The sequence below is a fragment of the Planotetraspora mira genome, from assembly GCF_016863275.1.
GTDB classification, from domain to species: domain Bacteria; phylum Actinomycetota; class Actinomycetes; order Streptosporangiales; family Streptosporangiaceae; genus Planotetraspora; species Planotetraspora mira.
The window spans coordinates 95,816-115,484 of the sequence record NZ_BOOO01000013.1 but is presented as its reverse complement, the minus strand read 5'-3'; the positions used below and the strand labels follow the sequence as shown (position 1 = coordinate 115,484).

Annotated in this window: 15 protein-coding genes; 11 read left to right on the top strand and 4 right to left on the bottom strand. The window is 71.4% G+C overall.

Features of this window, described 5'->3' with window-relative positions:
- The first annotated feature begins 121 nt into the window (after window positions 1-121).
- A complete protein-coding gene (locus Pmi06nite_RS11755) occupies window positions 122-3,454 on the top strand; it encodes an ATP-binding protein (protein ID WP_203952953.1) in 3,333 nt (1,110 codons plus the stop codon).
- A 355-nt stretch (window positions 3,455-3,809) separates the two neighbouring features.
- On the opposite strand, the gene Pmi06nite_RS11750 is transcribed toward Pmi06nite_RS11755, so the two are convergent.
- Window positions 3,810-4,397 (bottom strand): hypothetical protein, encoded by a 588-nt coding sequence (locus tag Pmi06nite_RS11750; protein WP_203952952.1) that lies wholly within the window; start codon window positions 4,395-4,397, stop codon window positions 3,810-3,812.
- A 126-nt stretch (window positions 4,398-4,523) separates the two neighbouring features.
- On the opposite strand from Pmi06nite_RS11750, the gene Pmi06nite_RS11745 reads away from it, so the two are divergent.
- Window positions 4,524-5,021 (top strand): DedA family protein, encoded by a 498-nt coding sequence (locus tag Pmi06nite_RS11745; protein WP_203952951.1) that lies wholly within the window; start codon window positions 4,524-4,526, stop codon window positions 5,019-5,021.
- A gap of 66 nt (window positions 5,022-5,087) precedes the next feature.
- Entirely contained in the window at window positions 5,088-6,017 is a 930-nt protein-coding gene (locus Pmi06nite_RS11740) for a D-alanyl-D-alanine carboxypeptidase family protein (protein WP_203952950.1), read from the top strand.
- A gap of 72 nt (window positions 6,018-6,089) precedes the next feature.
- Here Pmi06nite_RS11740 and Pmi06nite_RS11735 read toward each other — a convergent pair whose 3' ends face one another.
- Entirely contained in the window at window positions 6,090-6,944 is an 855-nt protein-coding gene (locus Pmi06nite_RS11735) for a TrmH family RNA methyltransferase (protein WP_203952949.1), read from the bottom strand.
- Window positions 6,945-7,091: 147 nt separating this feature from the next.
- Window positions 7,092-7,529 carry a hypothetical protein gene (locus tag Pmi06nite_RS11730; RefSeq protein ID WP_203952948.1) on the bottom strand — a complete coding sequence of 146 codons (438 nt, stop codon included), beginning with the start codon at window positions 7,527-7,529 and terminating at the stop codon, window positions 7,092-7,094.
- A gap of 240 nt (window positions 7,530-7,769) precedes the next feature.
- On the opposite strand from Pmi06nite_RS11730, the gene Pmi06nite_RS11725 reads away from it, so the two are divergent.
- The 3 genes from Pmi06nite_RS11725 to Pmi06nite_RS11715 all read left to right on the top strand — a co-directional run bounded on the left by Pmi06nite_RS11725 (window position 7,770) and on the right by Pmi06nite_RS11715 (window position 12,135).
- Complete coding sequence (locus Pmi06nite_RS11725) at window positions 7,770-9,563, top strand: substrate-binding and VWA domain-containing protein (protein WP_203952947.1); 1,794 nt, start codon at window positions 7,770-7,772, stop codon at window positions 9,561-9,563.
- A gap of 226 nt (window positions 9,564-9,789) precedes the next feature.
- Window positions 9,790-11,349 carry an RNA polymerase sigma factor gene (locus tag Pmi06nite_RS11720; RefSeq protein WP_203952946.1) on the top strand — a complete coding sequence of 520 codons (1,560 nt, stop codon included), beginning with the start codon at window positions 9,790-9,792 and terminating at the stop codon, window positions 11,347-11,349.
- A 243-nt stretch (window positions 11,350-11,592) separates the two neighbouring features.
- The gene (locus Pmi06nite_RS11715; protein ID WP_203952945.1) at window positions 11,593-12,135 is read left to right on the top strand and encodes a hypothetical protein; all 543 of its coding nucleotides are present in this window, start codon (window positions 11,593-11,595) and stop codon (window positions 12,133-12,135) included.
- Here the strand turns inward: Pmi06nite_RS11715 and pdxR are convergent.
- Complete coding sequence (gene pdxR / locus Pmi06nite_RS11710) at window positions 12,132-13,544, bottom strand: MocR-like pyridoxine biosynthesis transcription factor PdxR (RefSeq protein ID WP_203952944.1); 1,413 nt, start codon at window positions 13,542-13,544, stop codon at window positions 12,132-12,134. The genes Pmi06nite_RS11715 and pdxR overlap by 4 nt on opposite strands.
- A gap of 68 nt (window positions 13,545-13,612) precedes the next feature.
- Here pdxR and Pmi06nite_RS11705 point away from each other — a divergent pair, with 68 nt between their 5' ends.
- The 5 genes from Pmi06nite_RS11705 (at window position 13,613) to Pmi06nite_RS11685 (ending at window position 19,653) form a co-directional block, all read left to right on the top strand.
- On the top strand, window positions 13,613-14,251 hold the full coding sequence (locus Pmi06nite_RS11705) for a pyridoxamine 5'-phosphate oxidase family protein (RefSeq protein WP_203952943.1): 639 nt from the start codon (window positions 13,613-13,615) through the stop codon (window positions 14,249-14,251).
- A 92-nt stretch (window positions 14,252-14,343) separates the two neighbouring features.
- Complete coding sequence (locus tag Pmi06nite_RS11700) at window positions 14,344-15,270, top strand: serine/threonine-protein kinase (protein WP_203952942.1); 927 nt, start codon at window positions 14,344-14,346, stop codon at window positions 15,268-15,270.
- Between the two features lie 139 nt (window positions 15,271-15,409).
- Complete coding sequence (locus Pmi06nite_RS11695) at window positions 15,410-17,200, top strand: serine/threonine-protein kinase (RefSeq protein ID WP_203952941.1); 1,791 nt, start codon at window positions 15,410-15,412, stop codon at window positions 17,198-17,200.
- Between the two features lie 41 nt (window positions 17,201-17,241).
- Window positions 17,242-18,645 carry a protein kinase family protein gene (locus tag Pmi06nite_RS11690; protein WP_203952940.1) on the top strand — a complete coding sequence of 468 codons (1,404 nt, stop codon included), beginning with the start codon at window positions 17,242-17,244 and terminating at the stop codon, window positions 18,643-18,645.
- A 9-nt stretch (window positions 18,646-18,654) separates the two neighbouring features.
- Entirely contained in the window at window positions 18,655-19,653 is a 999-nt protein-coding gene (locus Pmi06nite_RS11685; RefSeq protein ID WP_203952939.1) for a DUF2510 domain-containing protein, read from the top strand.
- Window positions 19,654-19,669 lie beyond the last annotated feature (16 nt).

Here is a 19,669-nt window from a genome sequence, read left to right as displayed (position 1 = left end):
GCGCGCATACCGTTACGGCTGACATGTGTGGGCAAGTGGCAGCGGACGCGTACGACGCACGGCGATCGCCCGGGCGGGCACCCCTGACCATCCGTACGGCCGGGCGCGGGACGACCACCCGATGAGCCCGATCACGTTCCGGGTCCTCGGCCCGGTGGAGGCCGACGGCGACGCCGGCCTCATCGACCTCGGCGGCCTTCGGCAGCGTGCCGTCCTCGCCCGCCTGCTCGTCGCACGGGGGCAGGTCGTCCCCGTGGACACGCTGCTGTTCGACCTGTGGGACGACGACGCCGCCAAGGGAGCGCAGTCGGGGCTGCAGGTCTACATCTCGCGGCTGCGCCGCGTGCTCGAGCCGAACCGCCCGCGCGGCGGGCCGAACCGCCTGCTGGTGACGGTGGCCTCCGGCTACGCCCTGCGCACCGCGGCCGAACAGGTCGACGCGCTGCGCTTCGAGGCGACCGTCCGCTCGGCCGGGGAGTGGCTCGAGGACGACCCCGCCTCGGCCAGGGCCAGGCTCGGGTCCGCCCTCGGGCTGTGGCAGGGCACGCCGTATTCCGGCTTCGCCGACCAGTCGTGGGCCGAGGCGGAGGTGGCCAGGCTGAGCGAGCTCCGGCTCGTGGCCCGCGAACGGCACGCCGACGCCGGGCTGCGGATGGGCCTGCACGCCGAGACCGTGCCCGACCTCGAGGCGATGACCACCGAGCACGCCCTGCGCGAGGAGGGCTGGCGGCTGCTCGCGCTCGGGCTCTACCGGTGCGGACGACAGGGAGACGCGCTCGCCGCGATCCGCAAGGCCCGCACGATCCTGTCCGACGAGCTCGGCATCGACCCGGGCCCGGCGTTGCGGAAGCTGGAGTCCGGCATCCTGTCGCAGGACCCCGCACTCGACCTCGCCGCCCCGGCGGCCCGCCGGACCGTGGAGATCGGCGCGACCTGGCCGCCCCGGTCGTTCGAGGCGGTGGATCTGCCTCCGTTGGAGCCCGAGCCCTTCGTGGGCCGTGACGGCGAACTGGACATGTTGCGGGCCGCGGCGCCGCGGGCCGGGGCGGGCCGGTTCACGGTCGCCGTCGTCAACGGAGACCCGGGCGCGGGCAAGACGACGCTGGTGCGCCAGTTGTCCGGCCTGCTGGAAGACGGCGGCTGGATCGCGGCCGGCGGCGGCTGCCCGGACAGCAGCGCGACGCCTCCCGGCTGGGCGTGGGTCGAGGTGCTGCGGGCCCTGGTCGCACGGCGCGGTGCGGGCGAGTACGCCGCCCTACTGGCGCCCCTGCTCGACGACGCGGCGCCGGACACGGGAGACGACGAGGCGTCGGGCGGATTCCGCCTGCACCGGGCGGTCGGCGGCTACCTGTCGGCGGTCGCGCGCGAGGCCCCGCTGCTGATCGTCCTGGAGGACCTGCACTGGGCCGACGACCAGACGCTCGCGCTGCTGCGCGCGCTGCCCAGCCTGCTGGCCGCCAGCCGGGTGCTAATGGTCGTGACCTGCCGTGACGGCGAGCTGAACGACCAGCAGCAGGACGTGCTCGCGGCGCTGGCCAGGCTCGGTCCCGTGCGGGTGGGCCTCGACGGGCTCGACGACGCGTCGGTGGCCGAGCTGGTCAGGGCGACCTGTGTGCACGACGTGGACGACGAGGTCGTCACCACGATCGTCGAGCGGGCCGGCGGCAACCCCTTCTTCGTCAAGGAGACGGTCCGCCTGTTCGAGGCCGAGGCCGACATCTCCGAGGTGCCGTCCGGGGTCCGCGACGTCCTGCGCAGGAGGATCGCGCGGCTGCCCGAGCGGGCGCAGCAGGTGCTGCTCCAGGCGGCGGTGATCGGGCGCGACGTCGACGTCGACGTGCTGGTCGACGTCTCGGGCGACGAGGACGCGGTGGTGGACGCCGTCGAGGCCGCGCTGCTCGCCGGGCTCGTCACCGAGCCGGGCACCGGCCTGCTCCGCTTCGACCACGACCTGGTCAGGGACACCCTGTACTCCGACGCCTCGCGGTTGCGCCGGTCCCGGCTGCACGCGGCCGTGGCGTCCGTGATCGAGCGGCGCAATCCGGGCGACGTGGCGGCGATGGCCCACCACTACGACGCCGCGGGCACCGCGGACAGCGCGGCGAAGGCCGGCTGGTACGCCGGTCTCGCCGCCGAACAGGCCGAGCGTCGTTTCGCGCACCGCGAGGCGGCGTCGTTGTGGCAGCAGGCCGTCACCGCCCTCGACCGCGCCCACGGGGGGCACGGGCCCGTCAGGGAGCGGCTGGAGCTTCAGCTCAGGCACATCAGGGCGCTGGCCCTGGGCGGTGACATGACCGCCGCGCGCGGCCTGCGGCGAGAGGCCATGAACGTCGCCCTTCCGCTCGGCGACATGGAGTTGACGGCGCGGATCGCGGCGGCCCTCGCGGTCCCGCACAAGGGGATCGCCCGCGACTTCACCAGGACCGCCTGGGAGATCGTCGACGTCACCGAGAAGGCCCTGGTCGAGTTGCCTCCGGGCGAGCAGTCGCTGCGGGCGAGCCTGCTGGCCACGCTGGCGCTCGAACTGGAGGGCTCCGCCACCCAGCGGGGATACCAGGCGTCGCTGGAGGCGGAGGAGCTGGCCCGCTCGAGCGGCGACCCGGCCCTGCTGGCGGTGGCGCTCAGCGGCAGGCTGCGCCAGTCCTACACGATGACGCAGGTCGACGAGCGGGAGACCATCGGCCGCGAACTGCTCAGGGTCGGCGCGGAATCAGGACAGATCGCCGTCCGGGCGCTGGCCCACCTCGTGCTGCTCGAATGCGCGGCGGCGCGCGGCGACTTCGCCGAGGCCGACGGACACCTGGCGGAGGCCGAGTCACTCGGACGCCAGTACGACCTGCCGGCCCCGGCCGCCGTCGGCGCCTGGTACGCCGGGCAGCGCCTGATGATCACCGGCGACTACGCGGAAGCCGAGCGGGCCTACCGCAACGCGGCCAGGCTGACGGCCCGGGCGGGCATGCTGGAGGGCCGCCAGGACCTGCCGCTGATCGCGACCTTCTGCCTGCACCTCGTCGACGGACGCGCCGCGGAGATGGCCGAGCCGCTCGCCGAGGCGCATCACCGCGGAGCCAAGTGGACGCTCGACGCCTACGCCGTGGCGCTCGCGTCCGCGGGCCACCTGAAGGACGCCCAGGTCATCGCGGCCGGACGGGAGCCGGTGCGCACCGACTTCCTGTACGAGCTCGCGCTCATCTGGCGGGCGCTCGCCGGGATGCTGCTCGACGACGCCGACCGGATGAAGGAGGCCTACGAGAGGCTCGTGCCGTTCCGCGACCGCATCGCCGGGGCGGGAACCGGCGTGGTCGCCCTGTGGCCGGTGGCCAGGACTCTCGGCGATCTCGCCGTACGGCTCGGCCTGCCCGCCCGTGAGCACTACGAGACGGCGCTCGGGGTGGCGGAGCGGGTCGGCGTGCCCCGCTGGATCGACGAAGCACGACGGTCGCTGAGCACCTGAGGCCGTGATCATGCACAGGTTCGGCGAAGGGCCTGTCGACGTGCCCAAACCCTGAACGTGATCATGCACAGATTCGGGCTCTTGCCGAGTGACCTGGCCAAACGTGGGCGTGATCATGCACGCTTTCGGAGATCGGGCCGTCGACCTCGGCCGATGACGACCGTGATCATGCAGCGGCCGGGCTCATTGCATGATCACGCGGTGAATGTGCCCTGGTGGTGGGGTGATTCCCCGAATCTGCGCATGATCACGAAATCGGGATCCGCAGGTCAAGGACCCTTTCGCCGAATGTGTGCATGATCACGGCGGGGGTTTGGGCGTGATCATGGCGGGAGGGTGGGGCGTGATCACACGGTCAGCAGGTGATCTGGAACGTCGCACTCTCGTAGGAGCGTGAGGCGACGTCGAGTCGCACGCGGTAGCGACCGGGGTTGCCGCCGATCCTCGGACGCCACTCGACGGCCCGCGGGCCGCCCGTGAAACCGCTCCTGCTGGCGAAGTAGGGCTGCCACTCACCTGTCGCGGAGTTCCAGCGCTGGATCTGCCAGCCGTACGAGGTGTCGGAGCCGGCGGAGCCGATCACCGTCCGCACCCGGTAGGTCCGCTCGCATCCCGTGCCTCCGGACGTCATGGTCACCTCCACCGTGCCGGGCCTGGGGACCGCGTCCGTCTCATCGGCAGGAGTGGTCAGGGTCATCACTCGGGTGGGCCGGTCCGCGAAGGCCCCTGTCGTGGACGCCGCCGACGCCGCGGCCGTGGACCCGGTGGACTTCGCGGGCGCCGTGGGCACCGCGGACGAGATCACCGGGACACCGCCGGGCTCGGACTGGGTCGCCTGTGCCCCCACGTACGCGCCGGCCACCGCCATGGTGGCGATCAGCAGCTTCGCCATGTTCACGGTGCCGCTCGCCACGATCGGCATCACACTGCTTCGCGGACTCATCGGCCTCCCCTTTCTTCCACCCCCACATTCAGGCGGAACGGTTGACCGGCGCTTGACGGCGGCTTGCAGGGGCGACCGATCCCGGCGGTAAGGTAAGCCTGACCTCAGAAAGGGCGGTGGTGGCCGGTGCGGATCCCCGACCCCCTGGGGGCCTCGATACTCGGCCTTCCCCTGTGGGTCGTCGTCGCGATCGGCGCGGTCGCCCTGTTCGGCGCGTTCCAGGCCTATTACTGGATCGGCCACAGACTCGGTGAGGCCCTCTACCGGTCACGCATGGGCCGGAAGATCGGACAGCAGCGGATCGCCCGGGTCGAGGGAATCGTGCGCAGGTGGGGCGCGCTCGCCGTCTACGGCTGCTTCTGGATCCCCGGCCTGCGGCACACGCTGCCCTGGGTCGCGGGAGCACTGCGCGTCGACTACCGGTGGTACCTGGTCGCCAGCGCGCTCGGCTGCCTGACGTGGGTGCCCGTGACGACGTTCGGGCTCTACTCGCTCATCTGGACATGGGTGCGACTGGTCGCCGCGTCGCCGGTCCTCGCCGTCGGGGTGCTCGTGGTCCTCGCCGCGGCCGCAGCGGCCTTTCTCACATGGAGACGGCGCAAAAACATGTCAACAGCATCCTGACGATTCACTCCATAGCGTCTTTAAATAGCAACCTTTCAAGATTGCCAATCATGCGATCATGTGCGGATGCGTATAAGAATCATCGGCGCGTTGACAGCCGCCATTCTTGCCACAGGATCGGTGGGCACGGCCGCGGCCGCGGCGACCGTGCCCGTGAGCACCACCGCGGCGACCGTATCCGTAGCAGTCCCCGCGACGGCGGTTCCCGCGACGGCAGCCGCCGCGGTCGCGGCGCCTCCCTCGATCACCGCCCTCCGGGCGTACGTGATCGACGCGACCACCGGCAAAGCCCTGGTCTCCAAGTCATCGGCCACCCGCGTGCAGATCGCCAGCGTGACCAAGCTCATGACCGCCTACGTCGTGCTGAAGCGGGCCAAGCTGAACGACATCGTCACGATCACCAAGACCGACATCCAGTGGGCCTCGTCCCACGGCGCGACCGGAGGCGGCTTCAAGGCGGGTGAGCGGCTGTACGTCCGGGATCTGCTCTATGCCCTGATGCTCCCCTCTGCGGCCGACGCGGCGAACGCACTGGCCGTGAAGTACGGCCCGGGCAAGACGAAGTTCGTCGCCAGGATGAACGACGCCGCCAAGGCGCTCGGGCTGAAGGACACCCGCTATGCCAACGCGGACGGCCTCACGTCGACCAAGTCGTACTCGACGGCGCGCGACCAGACGAAGCTGGCGCAGACCATTCTGAAGACGCCGATCCTGTCGACGATCATCAAGGTAAAGAAGTACACGACTCCGGCGACGAAGGTCCACCGCAAGCACACGTGGACCAACACGAACAAGCTGCTCAGCGACGGCGCGATCGGCCTGAAGACCGGCTACACGGCGAAGGCCGGCTACTGCCTCGCGTTCGCGCAGGTGAAGAGTGGCCACACGATCGTCGGCGCCGTCCTCGGCGACAAGTCCGACGCGGCCCGCTTCACCTCCGCCCGCAAGCTCCTCCAATGGGCCGGCGCACAGGTGGCGGCGGCCAAGAAGGCATAGGCCCGCAGGCCTCCACGGCGACTGCCCGGGGAACGCGGAACGTTCCCCGGGCAGTCGTGTGTCAGCCGTGTGTCAGCGCACCAGGCTGTGACAGGCGATGGCGGCGGCGGCCACGACGTTCAGCGAGTCGACCCCGAGGTCCATCGCCGTCTCGCTCATCGGGATGCGGACGGGGTGGTCGGCCTCGTGCAGCCAATGGGAGGACAGGCCGTCGCCCTCCGAGCCGAGCATGAGGGCTACGCGGTCGCCGAGCGGCACGTCGTCCATCGGCACGGCCGCCCGGTCGGGCGTCAGGGCCAGCAGTTGGAACCCCTCCGCGCGGATCTCGGCGAGCCCGTCGTGCCAGTCGGCCATCCGGGCGTACGGGATGGCGAACACCGCGCCCATCGACACCTTCACCGACCTCCGGTAGAGCGGGTCGGCGCAGCGGGGCGACAGGACCACGGCGTCCACCCCCAGGGCCGCGGCGCAGCGGAAGATGGCCCCGACGTTCCCGTGGTCGACCAGGTCCTCCAGCACGACGATCCGGCGGGGCGTCCCGCCCGGGCCTTCCGGCTCCGTCCCACCGGCGACGGCGCGAGGCCCGCGGCCGGAGATGACATCGGCGACCGACGGCGGGGTGAGGCGCTCCATCGACGCGAGCGCGCCCCGATGGACCTGGAAGCCGGTGACGCCCTCCATGACCTCGTCGGAGACCAGGTAGACGGTGACGCCCTCGATCACGTCCGCGAGGTGGCCGAGCCACTTGGCGGTGGTCAGCACCGAGCGCACCGGATGCCCGGCGGCCACCGCCCGTCTGATGACCTTCTCCCCCTCGGCGAGGAACAGCCCCCGCGCGCCCTCAAGGCTCTTGCGCAGGTCGACGTCGCGTAGCCGCGTGTAGTCCGCCAGACGGGGATCGGCGGCGTCTTCGACCGGGATGACCACGCGCCAAGGGTACGGCGTGCGCGACACGTCCCCGCCCTCCGCGGGCGATCCCCGACGGCCGGCCTCCACCCGCGCCCTCCGCCACCGGCCGGCTTCCGCCCGAACCCGCCGTGCTCTCCACCGCCGGCGGCCCACGACGTGGGTGGATCAGGACTGCCGAGCCGCGCCCGACGCGCCGGGGTCCGCCGTCATGACGATCATCTTGGTCAGCATCCCGGTTCCGGTGCCGGCCGAGCACACGATCGTGGCCGGGCTGTCCGCGGTGGCCGTACATGAGGGCCGGACGGCCTGGAACGGCCGGTCCTGCCTCCACTGGAGGGTGACGACCGCGAGGTCGAACCCGAGAGAGCGGAACGCCCGCGCCAGGGCCGGTCCACCGCCGGGATCGGTCCACGCCCGGCCGGTCCGGCCCGTCATCACGATCCCCCGCAGGCAGGTGAGCTCGCGCAGTCGCCGCCTGACTTCGGCGGGGCAACCCGGTTCGGCGAACTCGATGAGAACGAGGTCTCCGGGCCACTCGCGGGACGGCGCGAGGGCCGCCGCGCTCACCGTTTCGCCGACCTCGCCGTCCATGACCGCCGCCACCTGCGCCCCCTAGCCCTCTGCGCCTCACGATACATCGCGTTTGCCCCAGGTCAAGATGTATCGCAAGTTACTTTACATGGTGAGTCTTTACCATGACTTTTCGTAATCGCCGCACCAAGACTGGCGTTTTGCCAGACTTGGCCTAACCAGTATCGTTCCGTAAGCATTCAGGTGAATCTCCCTAAATGGTGCCGCAGAGACGCGTACCGTCGGGAGCCAATCGACTCCAAAGAGGGCACCATGGGCGGACGTCACCGCAATGACGAACTCGATGGCGGCTTCGACGCGTACAACGATCCGCCACCACGCCGGCGTGCCAGCCGGGGCAGGGTGTTCGTCCCCCTGGCAGGCGCGGTCGCGTTGGCCGTCCTCTGCGGCGTGGCCGCGTACGTACTCCTGAACAAGAGTCCCGGCTGCACCAGCGGCGGGGACAAGATCGCCCTGTCGGTCGTGGCGTCCCCCGACATCCAGCCGGCGGTCGAGAAGATCGCGAAGACCTCCCCGCCGTCGGTCGACGGGCAATGCGTGGCCGTCACCGTGACGGCGGCGAGTTCGGCCGACGTCGCCAACGCGATGTCGGGCACCGGCCCGACCAGCGCCAAGCTGAACCCCGCCGTGTGGATCCCCGACTCCAGCCTGTGGCTCGCCGGGCTCGCCAAGTCGGGCGGCCCCGCGGTGAAGCCGTCCGGCAACGCCGCGGACTCCCCCGTCGTGCTGACGGCGTCGAAAGCCGGGGCCTCGAAGCTCAAGTCGGCCTTCAGCCCGGCGAGCTGGACGGGCCTGCTGAGCGCGGCCAACGCCGCGAACCCCGACGGTCTCGCCAAGAAGGTCCGCGTGCTCGCGCTCGACCCGACGCAGAACGCGGCGGGCCTCGGCGCGCTGCTCGCCGGCGCGAACGTGCTGAAGTCCGCGGGCGGCGGCGAGGACGTCCTCGTCGGCGTGCTCCGGCAGTTGTCGGAGTCCACGGTGCCGTCGTCCGACAGCATGTTCGCCACGCTGACGAAGGCGTCGGCCCGCGTTCCCGTCGGCATCGCCTCCGAGCAGGCGGTCTGGGCGTTCAACACCAACAAGACCCCGAGCAACCCCGCCGTCGCGCTCTACCCGACGGAGGGCACGGTCAGCCTGGACTACCCGATCATCATCACGACCAAGGACGCCGGGCTGCGCAAGGCCGCCGAGGCCTTCTCCGCGCAGGTCACCTCCGCGGCGGGCCGCAAGACCGTGCAGGAATACGGCTTCCGCACGCCCGACGGCAAGGGCGGCAGCCTGCTCACGACCGAGCACGGCGTGAACGCGAAGAAGCCTGCCGAGCTGCCCCTTCCCAACGCCGCGACCATCACCCAGCTCGCGCAGGCATGGCAGCAGATCAAGCTCGGGACCAAGATCCTCGCTCTGATCGACATCTCCGGCACCATGGCCCTGCCGGCCGACAAGTCCGGCACCACCCGCATGCAGGCCATCTCGGGCGTCGGAATCGAGGGGCTGAAGCTCTTCCCCGACAAGGCCGAGCTCGGCATCTGGGCCTTCTCCGACAACCTCCGCGGCAAGGGCGTCGACTGGAAGCAGATCGTGCCGATCGGCCCGCTCGCCCAGCAGAGCAACGGGGTCACCCGGCGCACCCTCATCGAGCAGGCCCTGCAGGCGTCCCAGGCGATCCCGACCGGCAACACCGGCCTCAACGACACCCTGTGGGCGGCCTACCAGAAGATGTCGAAGGACTACGAGCCGGACAAGGTCAACACGATCATCCTGTTCACCGACGGCGTCGGGAACGACGACCCGAACGGCGGCATCTCCAACCCCGAGATCCTGCAGAAGCTCAAGCAGGCCTATGACCCGAAGAAGCCGGTCAGCATCCTGATCATCTCGTTCAACACCACGAAGGACGAGAACCGCAAGCAGATGAACTCGATCGCGAAGGCCACCGGCGGAACGGCGTACTTCCCGCAGACGGTCCTGGAGATCCGCAACATCTTCCTGAAGGGCATCGCCCGCCGCCTCTGCGCGCCGAACTGTGGAGACACCGGGAAGTAGCGCGCAGGAGCTCACAAGGAGCGCGCAGGCGGCTCCTTCCCTGAACGCCGGGCCCCATTGGGACCCGGCGTTCACTCTTGCCGCAAGGCTCGCTCTGAACACAGTTTTCGCAGGTCATGCCCGCTGGGCATGACTTACGGATCAGTAAACGAGGGCCGCTCCGGCGGCGTCTTTCTCGTGTGGGGACTGGCTCTTCTGGTTTCCGTCACGCGGGGAGGAACATCTGTTGCCCGGATGGCCGGACGTCGGCCGTACCGACGATCATCGACTGCTGGAGGCGCTCCGGCGCGGGGACGCGCACGCGCCCGCCAGTCTCTATGACGCGTACGCCGACCGACTCAACGACTACGCCCATTCCCTACTCCACGACCAGGACCTCGCCGCGGAAGCCGTACACGACAGCCTGGTGATCGCCCACGAGTGTGTTGACCGGCTGACCGAGCCGGCCCGGCTGCGGGCCTGGCTGTACGCGCTGGCCCGCACGCGGAGCGCTGCCCGCACCGGCGGCAGGACGCCGCCGCACGGCGCGGCCTCGCCCGCCGTCATGGACGAGCCGGCCGACCCGCAACTCGCGGCCGTCGTCCACGAGGCGCTCGGCGAGCTCGGAGGGCACGAGCGCCAGGCCCTCGACCTGTCCGTACGGCATGAGCTGTCCACCGCGGAGATCGGAGCGGTGCTGGGCGTCACCTCCCGGCAGGCGGCGGGACACCTCTCCAAAGCGCGCGGCCACGTGGAGAACTCGGCCGCCGCCATCGTGCTCGCCCGCACGGGACGGGCCCACTGCCCCGACCTGTCCGCGCTCGTCGACTCCGGCGTGGGCGCCTCATGGCGGGACGGACCGCTGAGCACGGCGCTCCGCAAGCGGCTGAGCCGGCACATCAGCGGCTGCAAGGTCTGTGTGGAGGGGCGCGAGCGGCACGTGTCAGCCGATCCCCTGCTGACCACGATCCCCATCGCGTTCCCGCCCCTGTCGCTGCGCCGTCACGTGATCGACACGTGCGTCGCCCCCGAGCGTGAGGAGGACAGAGCGGCGATCCTCGAGCAGGGGGACCGCTTCGACAAGAGGGGGTTCCCCCTAGCGCCCGCGGGGCACTCCGGCAGGAGGCGGAGCCGCCGGCGACGGGGGTCGCGTGACCGGCGCAGCAGCCGGACGACCTTCATCCTGCTGGCCGCGGTCTTCGTGTTCGGCACGGCCGGCGCCGCGACCCTGATCTACGGCCAGGCTCCCGAGCGCCGTCTGGAGGCGATGAACCCGGCACCGGCGCCGCCCGACGCGCCCGTCCCGACCCCGGAGGAGGATCTGCTCGAGACGGACGAACCGGAGGAGACCAGCCCGGCCCCCACGTCCCCGTCACCCACACCCTCCGCCTCCCCGCGGGCGCGTGTGACCACTGCGCCGCGGCCGCCCGCCGCACGGCCGACCCCGGCTCCCACTCGCTCCACGACGCGGCAGCCTCCTCCTGCCGTCCTGGAGATGGGCTGCCCCGGCGATCTCGGCGCGGCCACGGGCGGCGCGATCACCCTGGCGGCCCGTAACGCGGCCGTCGACTGGACGGCGACCGCTCCCCCGGGTGTGACCATCACCCCGGAACAGGGCCGGCTCAAGGCGGAAGCCTCGGTCCGGATCACTCTGACGATCGTCGACCCCGGTTCGGCGGGCAGCGGCATCGTCGCCTTCCGCTCTGCGGCCGGCAACCCCACCTGTCGCGTCTCCTGGAGCGGGACGGCCGACAGTCCCCCGCCCGAACCACCGGCCAGTCCCTCACCCGATCCCTCCGCCCTGTGAGCCCGTCCCCGCCCTCCGCGGCGCTCATCTGAAGCCTCACGAAACCCATCACCACCAGGGATAACGCCAGCCTTTGGCCGGATCCGGCCAAAGGCTCCCCGCCGGTAACAATCACGATTCACGAGGTGTCAGCCGGAGCGCGAAAGGGGAGGAAACACGCGACCGAGGATCTTAGGGGGCATTGTGGCCCAAGCATGGCTTCCTGGCGCCAGCCTGAATCCCTCCTCCGAGGACTCCGGACCGATGATCGGCGGAGCTCCCCGGGCTGTCTGGTTCATCTGGCCCGCCGACCCTCACGGGGTCTCCGCACGGTCGGTCGCCCAGCGGCTCATCCAGCTCAAACGGCCCCCTCACCTGGTATGGAACCCGGTGACAGGAGAGACGGCGCAACTCCTGCCGATCACGAGGGCGGCCTGTGGACTGGCGGGCGACCGTGGACGCAACGGACGGGTCTGCGTGCAGATCCGGGTGATCGGCTCGGCGCACGAGCCGTTCACCGACACGAAGCTGGACGGTCTCGACGAGATCCTGGCGTGGCTCGACTCGTGGGACATCCCCCGTCGCTGGCCTGCGGGCCCGCCCCAGGCGTTCCCGCAGTCACTCGTGAGTGCCCGCAGCGGCCGTATCTGGGCGCGCGGCGGACACTTCGGCCACTCCCAGGTGCCGGGGACAAGTGAGGGAGACCCGGGCTCGATCGACATCTCCCGGATCATCGGGGACGAGTCTCCCGATTTCTCGGTTCCCCGCCCACGCGAGGATTTCCGGGTGCTGGAGCGCGTGATCTAGAGCAGGTCTCTGATCACGGCACAGCCGCGCTTCACGTCGGCGAGGGACGCGTAGCCGTACCCGAGAACGAGGCCGTGGACCCGCGGCGGCCCGTGGTGATGCCGTTCGGTCGTGTCCAGGAGGACGCCGCGCTCCTCCGCCCTCTTGACGAGGTCGGGCACGACCGCCTCCGGCAGCTCGATCATCACGTGCAGGCCCGCGGTGTCCCCCTGGACGAGCGGGCCGAGCGCCTCGACGATGGCCGCGCGGCGCCGGGCGTACTCGAGCCGCATCCTGCGCAGGTGCCTGTCGAGGTCGCCCCGCTCCAGCAGGGTCGCGACGGCCTTCTGCACGGGCCCGGGCGTCCTGTCGGCCAACTCGTCCCTGCGGCGGGCGACGGCGGCCAGCAGCGCTTCGGACGCGACCAGCCACCCGAGCCCGACGTCGGGACTGAGCGACTTCGAGAGCGTTCCGAGGAGCACGACGCGCTCGGGGTCCATGCCGTGGAGCGCGGGCAACGGGGCGACGTCGTAGCGGAACTCGGCGTCGTAGTCGTCCTCGACGACGATCGCCCCCGTACGGCGGGCCCATGTGAGCAGCCGCTCTCTGCGCGGGATGGACAGCCTGCCGCCCACCGGATACTGGTGCGCGGGCGTCGTATAGAGCACCTCCAGGTCGTCGGGCAGCGCCTCGACGACCACCCCCTGGCCGTCGACCGGGCACGGCACGATCTCCGCTCCCCTCGCGGCGAACACGTTGCGGGCGACCCGGTAACCGGGCTCCTCCACGCCCGCTCTTGCGCCCGGCCGGACGAGCGTGGCCGCGATGAGGTCGAGCCCGTTGCCCGTCCCCCTGGTGACCATGACGTTCCTGGGGCCCGTGGGCACGGCCCTCGCCCGGCGGAGGTGCTCGGCCAGCAGTTCGCGCAGCTCGGCGTGCCCGTAGGGGTCGGGCCTGTCGGTGGGCGCGAGCTCTCCCGCACTGCGCCAGGCACGCCGCCACGCCGCCGGGTCGTATCCGAAGACCCACGGTCGTCCCGGCCGCAGATCCACGACCCCCGCCGCGTCGCGATCGGGCACGGGTTCGCGCGCGACCGGGTCGTCCTCCGTCCGTGCGCGCTCTCCCCCGGTCCACCCCTGGACCGCGGCTTCTCGTCCCATGGCAGAGCCGTCCCCGGAAGCGGCCACGTAGGTGCCCGACCCGTGCCGCCCGTCGAGCCAGCCCTCCGCGTAAAGCTGCTGGAAGGCGTCGGTGACCACGGTACGGCTCACGCCGAGCAGGCCGGCGAGCGCGCGGCTCGACGGCAGCCGCTCTCCCGACTTCAGCGCCCCGCTCCGCATCGCCTCCCGCAACTGATCGCCGATCTGCACGACGAGCGGCACCGGTGCGGTCCGGTCCACGACCAGCGGAAGGTCGATGTCGGTGCGCAAAGTGGTCTCCCATAAGTCGCTCGAAGTGGATGTGTTTCACCAGTCCACTTTCATCTAACTTAACGGGCATGCTCTCCACCACCGCCCGCACGACCCTGAACCGGGGCAAGGAACGCGCCCGGACCGACCGCGCCGACCTGTACGCCGTGCTCGACGCCGGGTTGATCTGCCATCTCGGCGTGATCGTCGACGGGACGCCGATGGTGATCCCCACCGGCTACGGGCGGATCGGCGACACGCTCTACCTGCACGGCTCAACCGGCGCCTCGTCGCTCAGGGCGGGGACCACCGAGCCGGTGTGCGTCACCGTCACCCATCTCGACGGCATCGTGCTGGCCCGTTCCGCCTTCCACCATTCGGTGAACTACCGCTCCGCGATGATCTACGGCCGGCCCCGCCGCGTGGACGACCCGGACGAGCATCTCGACGGCCTCCGTGCCGTCACCGAGCAACTCGCCCCCGGCCAGTGGGACGTCGTCCGCCTCCCCACCAGGAAGGAACTCGCGGCGACCGCCGTCCTCGCCCTGTCTCTGGAGGAGGCCTCCGTGAAGGTGCGGCAGGGCCCGCCGGTGGACGACGAGGAGGACTACGACCTGCCGGTATGGGCGGGCGTGCTACCGCTGAACGTCTCCTGGGGCGAGCCGCTGCCCGACCCCCGCCTGACTCCCGGCGTGACTGTTCCGCGGCATATCTGGAAGAGGGGATAGCGGGGATCCCCCTAATTCGTCACACTTTGGGCGTCCCGTTTGATCGGATGGGCCTCGCCCCATGGGCGGCCCCGCTCACCGCAGGAGTGCGCATGACCGTCCCCGGCGAGTGGCGGGTACCCGGATACGCCGAGGTGCGCGCGCTCGGATCGGGGGATGACGGCCGCGTCGTCCTGGCCGTCGAGGAGACGTCGGGCTCCCACGTCGCCATCCGGTACCTGCCGGAGGAGACGCGCACGGAACCCGGCTTCGCCGAACGGTTCCGCGCGGACTTCCGGCTCCTGGCGGATCTCGACGACCCCCACGTGGCCCGGGTGCACGAGTACGCCGACGGGCCGCACGGCGCGGCGGTCGTCATGGAGCCGGTCAACGGGGCCTCGCTCCGGGCGGTGCTCCGCGAGGAGTCCCCGATCGCGCCGCGCGCCGCCCTGGTGCTGTTCAAGGACTCGCTGCTCGGCCTCGCGGCGGCCCACGAGGCGGGCGTCGTCCACGGCGACCACAAGCCCGAGCACGTGCTCGTCCAGGGCGACGGGGCGAGCAAGCTCGTCGGCTTCGGCCTGGCCGTACGCACCGGGACGCCCGCCTATCTCGCTCCCGAGGTGCGGGCGGGAAAGCCGGCGTCGGCCGCCTCCGACATGTATGCCGCGACCGCCGTGCTCCGCGAATGCCTCACCGGCCGCCTCCCTGGCGGACGGCGTTCGCACGCGGCGTCCAGGCAGGTCCCGGTACCGCTGCGCGATCTGGTCGAGCGGGGGCTGGCCGGGGATCCCGAGCTGCGCCCCCCGAGCGCCGCGATGTTCGTCGCGGAACTCGACGAGGTCGCGTCCGCGGCGTGCGGCGCGGCGTGGGAGCAGCGGGGCAGGCGGGCGGTGGCCGACCTGGCCGCGCCGCTGGCCCCCACCTTCCCGCTCAACCGGCCGCCCCTCGACCGGCCGCCGGGGGTCCTGCGCACCATGGCGGCGGCCGTCAGGCGGAACCGCTTCGGGAAGGCGCCCGCGCGGCACTCTCGAACCGACTGAACAGTTGCGTAATTAGTCGGTTACGCAACGTTCAGACTATTTGACAGCCATCCACGACTGTTTCATGACTTTTCGTATCACTGATGACGGCCGTCATTAAGCTCGGTTCCGGCGGGGGCCCGGGCGATGAGGAGACCGTATGTACGGCCACACGGGCACCTGGTTCGTCCCCGGCTACACCGAGATGCGAGAGCTCGGCACTGGGGCCACCGGACGAGTCGTGCTCGCACGACACGATGCCAACGACATCCTAGTAGCGATCAAGTACCTGTCCGACACGCTCCTGACCGACCTCGACTTCGTCGCGAGGTTCCGGCACGAGGCGCGCCTGCTCGCGACGATGCCGCCCAGCCCGCACGCCGCCCGCTTCTACGAGTACCTGGAGACGCCACAGGGCGCCGCCATCGTCATGGAGCTGATCGACGGCGTCTCGCTGCGCGTCATGCTCCGGTCGCAGGGCCCCACCGGCCCGGAGGCGGCACTGGCCGTCCTGAAGGGCTCCCTGTTCGGGCTGGCCGCCGTACACGCCGCCGACATGGTCCACCGGGACTACAAGCCCGAGAACATCATGATCGAGGCCGACGGCACGAGCAAGCTGGTCGACTTCGGCATCGCGGCACGCGCCGGAGAGGGCACGACCACGAGCGGCACGCCTCCGTACATGGCGCCCGAGCAGTGGTCGGGCGCGCCGGCGAGCCCGGCGACGGACGTCTACGCCGCCACCGTCGTCTTCTTCGAGTGCCTCACCGGCACCCGCCCCTTCCGGGCGCAGAACATGGCCGCCCTCGCCCGTCAGCACCGGATCACGCCTCCCCCGGTGGAGGAGGTGCCGGCCCCGCTGCGCGGGCTCATCGAGCGCGGCATGGCCAAGCACGCGGCCGACCGTCCCCAGAACGCCGAGGCGTTCGTCAACGAGCTCGAGTTCGTCGCGCACGACGCGTACGGCCCGGAATGGGAGGAGAAGGGCCGGCGGCGCCTGGCCGTCCTCGCCGGGCTGCTGCTTCCGTTCTTCCCGCTGACCGACGCGGCGCCCGAGGTCGGCACGTCACTCGCCGAGACCAGGCTGGGCAGGGGCAAGAGCCTGCTGAGCAAGACGGGCATGAAGGTCGGCCTGTCACTGGCGGGCGCGGTCGTCGTCGCCACGGGCGGCGCGGTGCTGGTCGGATCCATCACCAACGGGACGAAACTTCAGGCGGGCGCGGTGGCCGAGTCGCCCGCCGCTCCCGGAGCCGGCACCGAGACCACTGACGAACCCGTCACGCCCGAGGAGACGGTCACAGACGAGCCCGAGGAGACGCCGAGCCCCGATCCCGGAGTGGTGCCGCAGCCTCCCGGCAACCCGGGCGTCAACCCACCCGCGAACCCGCCGGGCAATCCCCCCGCCGACCCGCCGGGGAACCCGGCGAACCCGCCCGCGAACCCGCCTGCGAACCCACCGGGTGGCAACCCCGGCAACCCACCCGCCGACCCGGGTGACCCACCCGTGAACCCGCCGGGTGGCAACCCCGGCAATCCCCCTGCCGACCCGGGCACAGATCCGGGCACGGACCCAGGCACAGACCCGGGCACGGACCCAGGCACGGACCCAGGCACGGACCCAGGCACGGACCCAGGCACAGATCCCGGCACGGATCCCGGCACGGATCCCGGCACGGATCCCGGCACGGAGAGCCCCGGTACGGAAAGCCCAGGCACGGAAAGCCCAGGCACGAACGAGCCGTCCGGGGAGCCCACCAAGCCCACAACCGACGAGCCCACGAAGCCGACGGACACGACGGGAGGCATCCCGCAGACGCCCGGCACCGAGGCTCCGCCCAGGACCGGAGAGTCGCCGGGGAACGACGAGCCGCCTTCGCAGGATCCGCGCGATGTGCCGACAGGCGTTCTCACGGCAGTCCTGATCAGAATCGGCCTGTTTCCGTCACACTGACGGCGAAGGGGATTGCCGGAAGGCATCGGAGGCGGCGGTAAATGCACGACGGCGCGACCATCTCGGGGTACCGGCTCACCGGCCGGACGCGGATCAGCGAGCTCGGCACCTGGAACGACGCGATCTCACCTGACGGCGTGCCGTCCGGGGTCCTGAGGCTCGACCCCCGGGCGGTGGCCGCGCCGGACGCCAGAGAGCGGCTCGTCTCCGCGGTGAGCGCCGACCGGCGGCTCCTGCGGAGCGGCCTGTCCTCGCTCCTTCCCGTCGCCGATCTCGTCACCGCGCGGGGCGAGGTCTGGCTGATCACCTCCCGCAGAGCGATGCCGACGGTCGCCGACCTCCTCGCCGGCGGCGGGGGGCCGGACTCCGGCAGCGCGGGAACGATCCTCGTCGAGATCGCCCAGGCCCTGCTGTCCCTGCACGCCGCGGGACTCACCCACGGCGCCCTGCACCCCGGCACGGTGGTGATCGCCGAGGACGGCTCGGCGATGCTCGCGGAGCGCGGCCTGCTGGCGGCGGTGCGCGGAGAGTCGCCACCTGTGGAGCGTGACATCGCCGCCTGGGCGGCGCTCGCCCGCACGCTGTCGGCGAGCTGGGCGGGCGGCGACGCGGCACGGCTCTTCGACCGGGCCGCCGCGGCGGCCTCGGCGGGCGGGCTGGCCTCCGCGCGCGACACCCTCCTGGCCGGCCGCGACGTCCTGCCGCCGGGTTTCACGACACGCGACCGGCTCGTGGAGACCTTGCACCGGTGGTCCGCGGCCGACGTCCCGACCTCTCCCGCGCCCCCCGCGCCCGATCCCGGCCAGATCGTCACGCTGCTGCACGCCGACCGCGCCGGCACCGCCCGTACGGCACCGCCGGCGCGGCCCGCGCCGGAGAGCGACGTGATGATGCGCTTCGGGCCGGGGGTTCCCACGGAGGACCCGGAGAACCCGGGGAACACGGCGGAGCGGATCTGGCGCTCCGGACAGGATCAGCTGGCCACGCTGCACGGGCAGAAGGGATCACGCAGGACGCCGCGCGGCCGGCGGCGGGCGACGGCGTGGGCGGGGACGATCCTGCTCGCGGTCCTCATCGCGGCCGGCATCCTGTGGCTGCGCCAGTCGCCGGGACTGGCCGTCGCGGTCGAGAAGGTGGACGTCCGCGGCCCGAAGAAGGCCCTGTCGTGCGACGGCACGGCCAACATCGTGGGTGTGGTGACCACCAACGGCGGCGAGGGCTCGATCCGTTACGTCTGGCTCCGCAGCGACGGGCAGAAGCTGGCCGAGCAGCAGCTGCGCGTGCTCTCCGGCTCCACCTCGGTCGAGCTCCCCCTGCACTGGAAGGTCAGCGGGGAGTCGTCGAACTTCAAGGGCACCGCCACCCTCCGTGTCCTGTCCCCCACCGCCTCGGGGAAGGCCCTACAGGGTAAAGCCAGTTTTCTGTACAAATGCCAAGTTCACTAGTGTGGCCATATGACGACGACCCCCGCCGGTTGGTATCCCGACCCATACGGATCTCCCCAACTGCGTTGGTGGGACGGCTCCCAGTGGACGGATGCGACGCATCCTCGGGACACCTACACGCAGGAGGCCGCGCCGCCTCCTGACCAGCCGGCCCAGACCGCGCCGCTGAGAGCGCCGCTGCGTACGGAGCAACCGGCATGGGGGCACCTGGGGCAGCCTCCCCTTCCCGCGCCCGCCTTCGGGCGGCAGCCGAAGCCCGCGCCGGTCTGGCCGTGGATCGTCGGGGGAATCGCCGCCCTGGTGGCGGTCGTCGTCGCGATCAGCGCGGTGGTGATCTTCGTGAACAACCGCTCCGGCATCACGGCGTCCCGGCCCGACGAGGTGGTCCCGAGCGCGCCGCTCGACTCGATCGTCCCCCCGAGCCCGTCCCCGGCGGCGCCCCTCACGGAACTCCCCCAGCCGTCGGGAGACCGGATCAGCGACCCGACGACGGGGCTGTCCTACGCCTTCCCCGGCGAACCGTGGAGCGTGCCCAAGTCCGCCGAGATCAACAACCCGGAGAATCCGCAGGTCCCGCTCTGGACGAGCGGCTACAGCGCCCTGTCCCAGCAGAACTACGACGGCAGCGGCGGCGACTGGGTCGGCTCGATCTACGCGGCACAACTGCCGCAGGTCCTTCCGTACGGCGGGCCTAAGGATCTTCGCACCACGGTCACCGCGATGGTCGTGGGCTATGAGCCCCTGTTCTACGCGCCCCAGCACGAGCGGAAGATCCTCCGCGACGAGGCCCTGGAGGTCAGCGGGCACAAGGCCTGGGTGACCGAGTTCGAAATGGACTTCTCGAAGGAGTCCGCGGCCAACGGCTGGAAGTGGAAGACGGAGAAGGGCGCGTTCGTGCTGGTGGACCGGGGTCAGGGCCGGCGTCCGTCCATGCTCTACATGTCCGTCCCGGACAATCTCGACCAATCGGTGCTCAACCGGGTGCTGGACTCGCTCGAAGCCCGGTGACCGCACTACTACGCTG